The organism is Pseudoalteromonas shioyasakiensis (assembly GCF_019134595.1).
Taxonomy (GTDB): Bacteria; Pseudomonadota; Gammaproteobacteria; order Enterobacterales; family Alteromonadaceae; genus Pseudoalteromonas; species Pseudoalteromonas shioyasakiensis_A.
Genome location: NZ_CP077770.1, coordinates 2653091 through 2663881 on the forward strand (window position 1 = coordinate 2653091; position 10791 = coordinate 2663881).

Consider the following 10791-nt stretch of genomic DNA (forward strand, 5'->3'; position numbering starts at 1 on the left):
GGCTCGGCTTTTAAAATCCGCTGTTAATCTGCGAAATAGTTAACAAGTTGCTGTTTGCTGATCACAAATACGCCAAGACCACCTTGTTCAAATTCAACCCACTCAAATGGTGCGCCTGGGTACAGCTCTTCCATATGTACCATAGAGTTGCCAACTTCGACAAATAACAAACCGTTATCAGTTAGATGCTCGGCAGCTTCAGCTAGGATGGTACGAGTAACATCAAGACCATCATGACCCGATGCTAAACCAAGCTCTGGCTCGTGATGGAATTCACGTGGTAAATCAGCCATATCCTCAGCATCAACATACGGTGGGTTAGCTACGATCAGGTCATATTTTTGACCCGGAACACCACTAAACACGTCTGACTGAATTGGCAGTACACGGTCATTTAGCATGTAATCGCTAATATTAATATCAGCAACTTCGAGCGCTTCATATGAAATGTCAACCGCATCAACCTGTGCATCTTCAAATGCTTGCGCAAGTGCAATAGCGATACATGCAGAGCCGGTACATAAATCAAGAATGCGCGTTACTGAGCTTGGCTCTTCTAACCAAGGTGCAAAGCGATTATTAATTAACTCTGCAAATGGCGAACGTGGAATTAACACGCGCTCATCAACATAAAAAGGCATACCTGCAAACCACGCTGTGTTGGTCAGGTACGGTACTGGCGTACAATCATTAATACGCTCTGCAATTAGTTCAGCTAAACGATTTTTCTCGGTGCTGGTTAAACGCGCATGCATTAGCTCTTTTGGCGCGTCGATTGGCAAGCTTAATGCTGGCAATAGTAAACTAACTGCTTCATCCCACGCATTATCTGTACCGTGCCCAAAGAAAATACCACTGCTGGCAAATTGACTGGTTGTCCAACGTAACCAATCATGCAACGTTGAAAGTTCTGCAATTGCCTCGTCTAAAATTGCGTCTTCTATCTGGAAATGGTTCATGTATGTTCCTTAACTTTCAAAGTCTGTTCTGACGCGTATTGTACCGTCTTTTCAGTTGGTTTTTACTCGATTTTTAGCGTTTTTTTGTTTAGACTGCCGCCATGAAAAAAGATCCCCACGCCAACAATCACATTAGCACTGACGATATTGACTTATTTCGTCAGAGTATTAGTGGTGCCAAAGCATTTAAACAAGACACTATTCGATTCACCAATAAGCCTAAAGTGTCACAAGCGAAGCAATTTTCCCAGCAAAAAAAGCAACATCAGGCAGAATTTTTCTTTTCTGATGAATATGTACCAGACATCGACACTCATGGCACAGTGAGTTATGTCAAACCTGGTCACGATAGCTATTTGGCAAAACAACTTCGCCGTGGAGATTACCCACCTGATTTAACCCTTGATTTACATGGCTTAAATAAAGAATTAGCCAAAGATGAGCTAGCGGGTTTAATTCATGAGTGTAAAAAGCAGCATTACTATTGCGCTTGTGTTGTGCATGGCATTGGTGAGCGCATACTTAAACACAAGGTACCGCAATATTTAGTACAACACCCTGATGTGATTGCGATGCACCAAGCACCTCTTGAATTTGGAGGCAAAGGGGCAGTACTTATTTTAATTAATCTTCCACAAAGTGATGAGTTCAGACGCTAACGTCTTTTTATCATAAGGCCTAAAGTGCATATTTTTTCGATTATCTTTCCACTGATTTTTATCGTGTTAAGTGGTTACATCAGCTCGCGAAGCACGTTTTTATCGAAAGAGCATATAGCAGGGTTAAGTAAGTTTACTTTTTACATCAGTGTGCCGGCTTTTCTATTTTTAAACATGGCCCAAGCCGATTTACAAAATAGTGTATCTATTGCGGGGTTTTTGAGTTTTTATATCCCGGTATTGGCCATTTATGCCCTCGGCTATGTTATTGACCGCTATCTCATTAGCAAGCAATCTGCGCCGTCACGTCATGCAGTATTAGCCCTTGGCAGTAGTTACTCAAATACGGTACTGGTAGGTTTGCCTATTATTATTGCTGCACTTGGGCAACAGATGGTCGGCATTGTGTTTATGATCATTACTTTTCATAGCGCACTTTTGTTTACCCTCACCTTTTTGCTCAGCGCTAAATCGCAGCAAACATTCTCTTGGCGAGCATTTGCTAAAAACATGCTACTGAATCCAGTCGTGTTAAGCATCAGTAGCGGCTTGGCTGTTAACCTACTTGGCTTTACACTTTTTGATGATTTAGGGAATGGCCTGAGCCTCCTTGCGAAACCAGCCATAGCTTGTGCGTTATTTGTATTAGGGGCGAACCTTGCGTTTTATAAAGTGGCCGACAACTTACAAGCCTCGCTCATTGCAACCATCATCAAGCTTGTTGTGTTACCGTGCGGGGTCTACTTTTTTGCAGGCAGCGTATTCCATCTAGAGCAATCATTACTGAACGTGTTAGTACTTTTAAGTGCCTCTCCTTTAGGGGTCAACGCTTACCTAATCGCCAATCAAATTAAGCAACACCAAGCGACACTAGCAAGTAGCGTTGTGCTTTCAACTGTATTGAGTGTGGTGAGCTTTAGTATCTGGTTAAGTATTTTACTTTAGTTTTATAAGCCACCGGATACATCGATAAAACTGCCCGTTGTGAATGAGGCTTGCTCACTTGCCAAAAAGTAAATTGCTGAAGCGACCTCTTCTGCTTCACCACCACGCCCTAGCGGCAACTTAGATTTTAACCTATCAACTCGGTTTGCTTCACCACCATCGCGGTGCATATCGGTATAAATAAGGCCTGGCCTTACCCCATTAACCCGAATACCTTCACTCGCGACTTCTTTGGCAAGGCCAATCGTGAAGGTATCAAGCGCTCCTTTGGAAGCGGCATAATCCAAGTATTCATTTGGCGAGCCTGTACGTGACGCACCCGATGAAACATTCACAATACTGCCTTTTTCCATACGCTTTATTGCTTCTCGCGCACACAGAAATGCACCTGTAACATTACAACTTAAAATAGCGTTGATACGCTTAGCATCCATCTCTAACAACGACATTTGCGGCATCATCATCGCTGCGTTATTAACTAACACATCTAACCGCGAAACCTTAGCATCTAATTTAGCGAACATGGCGAGTACTTGCTGCTCATCGGCAATATCAGCTTGCAACAAATAGGCATTCACGCCAAGCGCTTTTATCTCATCAGCGACCTGCTTTGCACTTGCTTGATCTGACTTATAGTTAATACACACATCATAGCCATGTTTAGCAAACAGCTTTGCTGTCGCTGCACCTATACCGCGGCCGCCTCCGGTAATAAGAACCACAGGACTCGTGCTCATTCTGACCCCTTGAAAACTAACCTAAACTGCTCACACACCAAGGGCATCTCAGGGTGACATTGATACTCTGTGCCTGCTAGCTCTCGCTGATAATAATCCAAATGCACACGCTGCCAATACTCAAGGCTTTTGTCGCCCTCGCCTTCTAATGCGGCGTAATCGGCGCTTATTTGATTATATGGGGTGATGGTTACAGAGACGGTTTCAATAATGCCGAGGGGCTGTCCCTGCCAATTGGTAAAAATGGCTAAATCACCAACTTCAGGAAGGGTTTCATTATTGGCTTTAAACCAATAAAGAGAAGGGGTTGTGGCTTGTTTTACGCCATTTAAAACCAGCAATGCGCAGTCATTGGCATCTTGCTCATTGTCGCAAAAATGCCAATGTGGTAGTTCAATCACTGCGCGCCCTGATTGCTCATTAAAGCGAGCAATCATCTGCGCGATACGCTGCTCGTTACTTAACGGCTGCAACGACAGAAATCTCAACTAATAATGCATCGCGCGCCATTTTTGCCTCAACACAAGCGCGAGCTGGTGCATGACCTTGTGGCACCCATGCATCCCAAACAGCGTTCATCTGTGCAAAGTATTCCATGCTCTTCAGGTAAATTGTGGCACTTAGCATGTGCTCTTTGCTACTACCTGCTTCAATAAGTAGCGCTTCGACCTTATCTAGCATGGTTTGAGTTTGTTCGGTGATATCTTTTTCGGCATCAGCACAAACTTGGCCGCATAGGTATACTGTGCCGTTATGCTTTACGATGCGGCTCATACGCGCACCGGTTTGTAAACGTTCGATTGTCATAGTAAGAACTTAAAAAATTAACAGTGGCGCTAATTTAGCAAATCCACTGTTAGATTTCGACGTTATTTGGCGAGTGAATACTGAGGTACTGACTGCGCTGTTTGTGTTCATCATATTCGATAACAGCAACCGCCCCTGTATTGAAGATTGGCATATGACCAGGGCTTAACTGGTCAACTAAGTAGCTAACAATTGGCATATGAGCAACGACCAACCAGGTATTGCAGTCTGGATGCATAGCAATCAAGGTTTCTAGGTAATCAGCAGCAATTTGCGGTACACCATCGGGGGTAATATCACTGCAGGTTTCGTTAAATTGTAACGAAATATGTTGCGTCGCATCCAAAGCAGTTTGTTGTGCGCGAATGTAAGGACTTACCAACAGAGCATCAGGTTTATGGTGTGTCGCTAACCACTGCCCCATTCGACTGGCTTCTTGGTGACCGGTCTCGGTCAGTTGTCTTGCTGCATCATCTGCTTGCATTGGCGTAGCTTCGCCATGGCGCATGATTAAGATTGTTTTCATAAAAAATCAACCGATTAAAGAATATAAAACAGTAGCCAGTTTGCTTGATTGTTCGCTATATTAGAATATCATCACTAGATACATTAAACATCCGCTTATGATATTCAGGTAGATTTTCGTAGCTCTGTCTTTTTTAGCTTTCCTGAAAATATCATCTGTTGTTAGGACATTAACGCACTCTTTCAGGAGCATCTTTTGAATATCAGCCGCAATGATAACAGAACATATCAACCCCTAACACTGGACAATGGTCTAAAAGTACTTTTAGTGCAAGACTTAGAGTCAACAAAATCAGCGGCTTCTATGGCTATTAATGCAGGCCATTTCGACGATCCCCTTGATAGGCAAGGTCTCGCGCATTTTTTAGAGCATATGCTTTTTTTAGGCACCGACCTGTACCCAGAATCGGGCGGTTTTTCTAATTTTGTATCACAATCTGGTGGCAACACCAATGCCTGGACTGGCACTGAGCACACTTGCTACTTCTTTGATATTAATAACCAACAATTTGTTGAAGCACTGGCACAATTCAGTCGTTTTTTTATCGCACCACTACTAAACCCTAAAGAGACAACAAAAGAACGTAACGCCATAGACGCAGAGTTTAAGCTAAAAATAAAAGATGATGGCCGACGAATTTATCAGGCTCATAAAGAAACTGTGAACCCAGCACACCCTTTTGCAAAGTTTTCGGTTGGTAACCAGCAAACCCTCGCGGATCGTGAGAGCTGTATCAGTGATGAGCTACGTGCTTTTTTCGATAGCCACTATCAGGCTCAGTGGATGACACTGGTGGTCTGTAGCAATGAAGATATTGCGACCATGACTACGTGGGTTAAACAGTTTTTTAGCGAAATTAAAGGTCAGCCAAAAAGTAAAGAGATCATAGAGCAGCCACTTTACCGTAAACAAGACTTAGGTAAGGTGCTGCATATTGAGCCACATAAACATATGCAAAAGCTCATTATTAGCTTTGCGATGCCAAATATAGATGACTTTTATCGTCACAAAACCGTTAGTTTTATTGCCCACTTACTCGGCTACGAAGGCAAAGGGTCGCTGTACTCTATTTTAAAAGAGCAAGGCTGGATCAATGCGCTCTCAGCAGGTGGTGGCATTAATGGCAGTAACTTCAAAGATTTTAACGTAAGCATGGCGTTGACTGATGAAGGTATTGAATACTATGAAGATATCGTAGAAATGGTGTTTGAGTATATCTGCTTAATTAACCAAAACTGCGATAAATTGCCACGTCTTTATCAAGACAAAAAGAACCTCTTGCAAATTGCCTTTGATAACCAAGAAAAAGCACGTTTAATTGATTGGGTGAGTAACTTAAGCATTAATATGCAGCATTACGATGAAGCCAACTATGTGCAAGGCGATTATTTAATGGAGGGCTTTAACCGCTGCGCTCATGAAATTGCCATGCAATGGCTAACACCTGATAACATGCGCTTGGTACTCATTCATCCAGGTGTTGAGCCTGAGCACACTACAGCTTGGTACAACACCCCCTATAAAGTAGAAGACATCTCAACAAGTTGGTTAGAAGCGCTTAGTGAAATAAACACGCCATTACCACAGATGTGCTTACCAAGTGCTAACCCATACCTCACAAAAGATGTTGAATTATTACCATTAGACGAGCCAAATAAGTCACCTGAGCTTTTAGTCACAAGAGACGGCTTTGATTTTTGGTTTAAACAAGACGCAACTTTCAGAGTAGCTAAAGGGCATTTTTACTTAGCAATGGACTCAACCTTTGCAATTAAAGATGTTAAACATATGGCCCTTACGCGCTTATTTGCTGACCTATTTATGGACAGTGTTGCTGAACAATTTTATCCAGCAGAGTTGGCTGGTCTTAGTTATCACTTAACCTCGCACCAAGGTGGCTTAACCTTACATACTGCGGGTCTCTCATCGAGTCAGTTAGAGCTGGTTAATGAGTTACTTGAAGCACTCTTTAATGTTGAAATCTGCGCAAAACGCTTTGCTGAATATAAAAAGCAGCTCGTTAGACACTGGCGAAACAGCAATCAAAACAAACCTGTTAGTGAGCTATTTAGTATTTTGGGTGCGCAAATCATGCCTTGGAACCCTGAGCCGAATGCCTTAGCACAAGCTTTAAAAGATACGAGCTTCCATCAATTTAATTGCTTTAGAAATGAGTTTTTTAAAGCCTTGCACGTTGAGTCTTTTTTACATGGTAACTGGCAACGCTCTGATGCGCTTAAGTTCCAAAAGCAAGTGACTGAGCACCTAGCTGACAGCACAACAATTATTGATTTAACGCGACCACTTAACGATATAACCAAAGTAGATCAACAGCGCTTCACGTTAAATTGCAGCGATAATGCGATGGTGCTTTACTATCAAGCACAAACGGACGAGACCACCGAAAAGGTGCAAATGATGGTACTTAATCATTTAATAAATCAAGATTATTTTAATGAGCTAAGAACCAAGCAACAGCTCGGCTATTTAGTTGGTGCAGGCTATGCGCCTTTCAATACCCGTGCAGGTATTGCTTTTTATGTGCAGTCACCTAAGCATAGTGCAGATGAGATACTTCAGCGCCACCAGCAATTTATTACTAACTATGTGTCGCAAGTAAACAACATTTCTGAGCAGCAATGGCTCGACACTAAAGCGGGTCTGATCACTCACATAGCTGAAAAAGATAAAAATTTACGCCTACGCTCACAGCGCCTATGGTTAGCTATTGGCAATCGCGATACTGAATTTAATATGCAGCAGCAGCTTTTAGAGGCGCTTGATAAGTTAACTCTTGATCAGATGCTGCAATATATAGCCGAAACGTTTAGTGATAACAGACCAAGAATAGAACTTTTAAGTGAGCCAAAGACCAAAAAACAGCCAAAAGCAACACTTTCTTCGCATTCTCTTTGACTCGAACGCGAGCTTAGATTAGATTAATTGGTGCGAATTACGGTAATGCATTAATGATAAAAATAATAAAAATGATTTCTGCTTTTTTAACAATAAGTATGGCTGGGATTTTTTCAGCATCTGCCAGCCCCATAGAGCTTGAACAGAGCACATTGCTGCTTATTCCAAGTGCTATTATGATGCTGTTATTGCCGTACCTATTATTTATAATTTTCAAATTAAAGCGCTCTCGAAAACAACTGCGTATTTCAGAACATCGCTTAAAAAGTACCGTAGAAGGCAGTGGCGACACCCTCTGGGATTGGAATATTAAAACCGGAGAAGTGCTGCGAATTAATGATAAATACACCTCAGATACAAACAGTAGCAGCGGCTTTCCCCCTAACCGCGAATTGATTCACCCACACGACTTACAACACGTCGAAACAGCCCTAAAAAAACACTTTGCCGAACACACCGCCTTTTTTGAAGCAAGTTACCGGATTAAAGACAGCCTCGGTCGTTGGCATTGGGTGCTAGATCGCGGCAAGATCATCGAAAAAGACGCAAATCTAAACCCTTTGCGTATGACAGGCACTGTAAGAGATATATCTCAGCTTAAATCAACAGAAGCCCGTTTAAACCTATTTGCTAAATGCGTTGAGTCGCTAACTGACGCTATCGCCATTTTCGATAAAAACTTTAAGCTGGTTGACTTAAACCCAAGCTTCTTAACGCTATTTGGTGGTACCCGAGAGCAATATTTAAAGAAAGATTTTACCTTAAATGGCTATGACCAAAGCTATGTGGATGAAATTAAAGCCACCGTAAAAGCCACGGAGCATTGGCAGCAAGAGGTAAAACTTCGTAACGCGAAAAGACAGCTGTTACCAATTGAAATTTCAATTGATGAAATCAAAAATGAGCACAACCAAATATGTAACTATGTCGTTGTGTTTTCTGATCAAACTGAGCGTAAAAAAGCCGAATCACAATTACATAACTTATCGAACAGAGACCGCACAACGGGCTTACCTAACCGAAACTTATTTTTCACCAACCTGAAAAAGCTCGCTAAGCAAGATAACCATCACGCTTTATTAGTGTTTGACCTAGATAACTTTAAAAAGATTAACGACTCTCTGGGTCACCAACTTGGTGATAGCTTGCTATCTAAGCTTGCAATGCGCTTGAATAAGTTAACCCGTGAAAAAGATGTATTTTATCGCCTAGGCGGTGATGAGTTTGCACTGGTAATGTCGGGTACCAACGATATTCATACCATTACTCGCATGGCCAAACTCTTTTTAGCTGCAATTGCCACACCTTTTAATATGGCGGGTCACGAACTGGTGATCACCTCAAGTGTCGGGATCGTGCTGTTCCCTGAAGATGGCAATACCCCAGAGCTATTACTTAAAAATGCGGATACAGCCATGTATCACGCTAAGAAAAAAGGCAATAGCTATCTGTTTTTCAACGACACTATGAACCGTGAAGCAGTTAAACGCTTACAAATCGAAAACTTAATGCGTTACGGCCTAAAAGAAGATCACTTTGAAGTGTATTACCAACCGAAGATGAATATTCGTACAGGTAAGCTAGATGGTATGGAAGCACTTGTGCGCTTTATTACCCCGAAAAAAGGTGTGATTAGCCCAGGAGTGTTTATTCCTATCGCTGAAGAAACTGGGCAAATAATCGAAATTGGTGAAGTGGTTTTAAACAAAGCATGCCGCGATGTGAAGGCATGGATAGATCAAGGCTTATTTAACGGCCGTGTTGCTGTGAACTTATCGGCTAAGCAGTTTAGCTTACCTGATTTAACCACTCGAATTGATGTGATTTTGCAAAAGAATGAACTGCCCTCTTACTTCCTTGAACTTGAGATCACCGAAGGTACAGTTATGGACGACCCAAACGAAGCAATTGCAGTCATGCGTTCACTCAGTGCTCGTGGTATTCACCTTGCGATGGATGACTTTGGCACGGGTTACTCATCTTTAGCCTATCTTAAGCAGTTCCCGCTTAATACCTTAAAAGTTGATAAAGCCTTTATTGATGATATGCAATCAGAGCGTGGCCGCAATATGGTCGACTCAATTGTGACCATTGCCCATAACCTTGATTTGCATGTAGTTGCAGAAGGGGTTGAACAAGCCGAACAGGTTGTGATGTTAGAGCAGTTAAAGTGTCAGACGGTTCAAGGCTACTATTACTCTAAGCCACTGTCTCAGCCTGAATTTACCGCCTTCCTACAAAAACAACTCGATAAATCTGCGCCTAGCCTGTTAAAAACAGCAGAAATTTAAGGTCGCCAGCCACAAGATTGGCGGCCAACATGGCGCACAAAAGCGCGGCGATAATGCACGTTAAATAAACACCAAGCGACAGGCCCAAGCACTCCACCTAACAGCATCCAACGCTTTACCGGCATTCCTTTAGATAGAGACTCTAAATACATCACCAAAATAAATACACAGCTCAAAAATACAAATAACACACAGCACCTCATTAAAATCAGCGGCAGTGTACATAATTTCAGCAGGCTTTAAAACTTCACTCATGCTATACCCTCTATAAGGCTTATTTATACTGACCTTTATGGTAATTAACCTTACTTGCTAGGCTGTTGAAATGATGTACAAAAACCAACCTTTTTGCTATTATCGGAACGTGCTATCAGCACAAAGGAATATACAAAAAATAATTATGAGGAATCGTTATGTCTGAAGAATCAGCTAACATCTATGAAGCGCCAGAAGCTGAGCTTACTCAGCAAAATACCGGCGGTAATAAACCTATTTTAAACTTTGACCGCTTCTCTGCTTGGGGCGTATTCTTTTTAAGTCTTATCACATTGGGTATATACGCAATTTACTGGCTAGTAAGCCGCACAAACAAAGCAAACGCGCTTGCCAAACATCAAGTTAACCAAAACCTAGTTTATGGTTACATTGCCCTTTACGTAATTAACATTGCAGTAGCGTTTACATCAATACCTGAAGTATTTTCTTCTATAATCTCAATTATTACTTTTATTGTTGGCCTAGTATTTATTTTCTCGTTACGTGCCTCACTTAAAGAGCTAATTAATGAAGGCAGTAACGAACCAGTGCATTTAAGTGGCATACTGACATTTTTCTTTTATGCTATTTATTTCCAATACAAAATTAATGAAGCCATTGATAATCAAAAATAATCGTTTCGCTTATTAGCGAATAAAAAAGGCATTGAATTCAATGCCTTTTTTATTGCGGGTT

The 10791-nt window shown here is 41.8% G+C and carries 11 protein-coding genes; 5 read left to right on the forward strand and 6 right to left on the reverse strand.

Annotation, left to right across the window (positions count from 1 at the left end; translation table 11 throughout):
• Positions 1–23: 23 nt before the first annotated feature.
• Positions 24–959: a 50S ribosomal protein L3 N(5)-glutamine methyltransferase gene (prmB, locus tag KQP93_RS12310; protein ID WP_054553196.1), complete on the reverse strand. Its 936-nt coding sequence runs from the start codon at positions 957–959 to the stop codon at positions 24–26.
• A 101-nt stretch (positions 960–1060) separates the two neighbouring features.
• On the opposite strand from prmB, the gene smrB reads away from it, so the two are divergent.
• Together smrB and KQP93_RS12320 are read left to right on the forward strand one after the other, a co-directional pair.
• Positions 1061–1618, forward strand: coding sequence for an endonuclease SmrB (gene smrB, locus KQP93_RS12315; protein ID WP_130052001.1), 558 nt, complete (start codon positions 1061–1063; stop codon positions 1616–1618).
• A 24-nt stretch (positions 1619–1642) separates the two neighbouring features.
• The gene (locus KQP93_RS12320) at positions 1643–2563 is read left to right on the forward strand and encodes an AEC family transporter (RefSeq protein WP_217874673.1); all 921 of its coding nucleotides are present in this window, start codon (positions 1643–1645) and stop codon (positions 2561–2563) included.
• 2 nt (positions 2564–2565) lie between these two features.
• Here KQP93_RS12320 and KQP93_RS12325 read toward each other — a convergent pair whose 3' ends face one another.
• From KQP93_RS12325 to sixA, 4 genes are read right to left on the reverse strand one after another with little or no spacing between them, the layout of a single operon-like run.
• Positions 2566–3300: an SDR family oxidoreductase gene (locus KQP93_RS12325; RefSeq protein ID WP_217874674.1), complete on the reverse strand. Its 735-nt coding sequence runs from the start codon at positions 3298–3300 to the stop codon at positions 2566–2568.
• Positions 3297–3773, reverse strand: a complete 477-nt coding sequence (locus KQP93_RS12330) for an ASCH domain-containing protein (protein ID WP_217874675.1) — start codon at positions 3771–3773, stop codon at positions 3297–3299. Before KQP93_RS12330 ends, KQP93_RS12325 begins: the two co-directional genes overlap by 4 nt.
• On the reverse strand, positions 3757–4107 hold the full coding sequence (locus KQP93_RS12335; RefSeq protein ID WP_054562122.1) for a RidA family protein: 351 nt from the start codon (positions 4105–4107) through the stop codon (positions 3757–3759). Before KQP93_RS12335 ends, KQP93_RS12330 begins: the two co-directional genes overlap by 17 nt.
• Before the next feature lie 49 nt (positions 4108–4156).
• On the reverse strand, positions 4157–4633 hold the full coding sequence (gene sixA, locus KQP93_RS12340) for a phosphohistidine phosphatase SixA (protein WP_054562123.1): 477 nt from the start codon (positions 4631–4633) through the stop codon (positions 4157–4159).
• 195 nt (positions 4634–4828) lie between these two features.
• On the opposite strand from sixA, the gene KQP93_RS12345 reads away from it, so the two are divergent.
• Both KQP93_RS12345 and KQP93_RS12350 read left to right on the forward strand, forming a co-directional pair.
• The gene (locus KQP93_RS12345; protein WP_217874676.1) at positions 4829–7549 is read left to right on the forward strand and encodes an insulinase family protein; all 2721 of its coding nucleotides are present in this window, start codon (positions 4829–4831) and stop codon (positions 7547–7549) included.
• A 176-nt stretch (positions 7550–7725) separates the two neighbouring features.
• On the forward strand, positions 7726–9840 hold the full coding sequence (locus KQP93_RS12350) for a sensor domain-containing protein (RefSeq protein ID WP_370317884.1): 2115 nt from the start codon (positions 7726–7728) through the stop codon (positions 9838–9840).
• On the opposite strand, the gene KQP93_RS12355 is transcribed toward KQP93_RS12350, so the two are convergent.
• Positions 9837–10031, reverse strand: coding sequence for a hypothetical protein (locus tag KQP93_RS12355; RefSeq protein ID WP_058586342.1), 195 nt, complete (start codon positions 10029–10031; stop codon positions 9837–9839). The genes KQP93_RS12350 and KQP93_RS12355 overlap by 4 nt on opposite strands.
• Positions 10032–10253: 222 nt before the next feature.
• Between KQP93_RS12355 and KQP93_RS12360 the strand changes: the two genes are divergently transcribed.
• The gene (locus KQP93_RS12360; RefSeq protein ID WP_130166674.1) at positions 10254–10730 is read left to right on the forward strand and encodes a DUF4234 domain-containing protein; all 477 of its coding nucleotides are present in this window, start codon (positions 10254–10256) and stop codon (positions 10728–10730) included.
• Positions 10731–10791: the final 61 nt, after the last annotated feature.